The sequence below is a fragment of the Campylobacter volucris genome (assembly GCF_008011665.1).
Lineage (GTDB): Bacteria > Campylobacterota > Campylobacteria > Campylobacterales > Campylobacteraceae > Campylobacter_D > Campylobacter_D volucris_A.
This window is the reverse complement of sequence record NZ_VOWJ01000003.1, coordinates 1-1,015: the sequence shown is the minus strand read 5'-3', so window position 1 is coordinate 1,015 and position 1,015 is coordinate 1. Positions and strand designations below refer to the sequence as shown.

Below are 1,015 nucleotides of genomic sequence, written 5' to 3'. Positions count from 1 at the left end.
TTTTTATATTAAATCATAAGGAAAACATTTATACAAAGCTAATCCTATTTTGTTTAATCATTCTAGCACGATTGATAAGAGCATAAAGGGCTTTACTTTCATCATTATATATTTTTCCTTCAAATTCTTCATCTCCATCAAACTCAATACTTTTGTATTCTATAAGTTCTGCTTTAGCATTAGTGATAAAAGAGATGTATTTATCTCTTTGTTTATCGTGTTTAATACCTGCTCGTATTGGTTTAAGTACTTCATCATACCAAATCACTTCCAGATTTTCTTCTTTGATGATTTTTAGTGCTACTTCTTTTGTTAGATATTCTTTAATATCTTTTCCATCGTATTTTTTGTTCATAATTCATCTGCAATATTTTGTCAATAGCTTTTTTTTCACTATCAAAAGAATAGCTAAGTTCAACACTGCCCCTTTCTCCAATATAAACAGCTTCGTATTTATTATTATCAGAATCAAACCACATAGTAAGATGGTATTCTCCTAAATGTTTATAAGAAGGATACCAAGTTGTATCAATCAACTTTTCTTCTTTTATAATTAATTGTGCTTGTTCTCTTGTCATTTTTTATCTTTTATTATGGTATTTGTTTGATAAAGCCTAATAAGTTTATATAATTTATAATTGTAGTTTATTAATTTTCATATACCATAACTTCACTAAAACTAAAACCTAATAAATTGTTTTCTCTTACTATTTTTCTAAATTCACTTGATACAAAAACAGGTATTTCATCATCTTTAATTCTAAATATATGACTTCCATCAAGTTTTGATTTTTTTAAAACAGCTTTAGTAATACTTAGATATTCATTATTATCGCCCATATAAGTATATATAGAATGTTTATAATCTAAAGCTTCAAGTGATTTTGTTACATGCATAATTTTACAATCATAATAATTCATTTCCTGACTTTTAATTTCTACATCTAAATATTGCACACAATCTTTGATTAAATCTTGCATTAAATTGATAAATTTTGGAGAGACTATACGCCAA

General features: G+C 25.4%; 1 protein-coding gene and 1 pseudogene. Both read right to left on the bottom strand.

Annotated features, from left to right (window positions below):
• Positions 1–28: 28 nt before the first annotated feature.
• Positions 29–578 (bottom strand): annotated as a pseudogene (locus tag FPD38_RS08360) (hypothetical protein).
• Positions 579–648: 70 nt separating this feature from the next.
• Positions 649–1,015, bottom strand: a 367-nt coding sequence (locus tag FPD38_RS00425; protein ID WP_410002916.1) for an imm11 family protein, incomplete at its 5' end; no start/stop codon positions are given.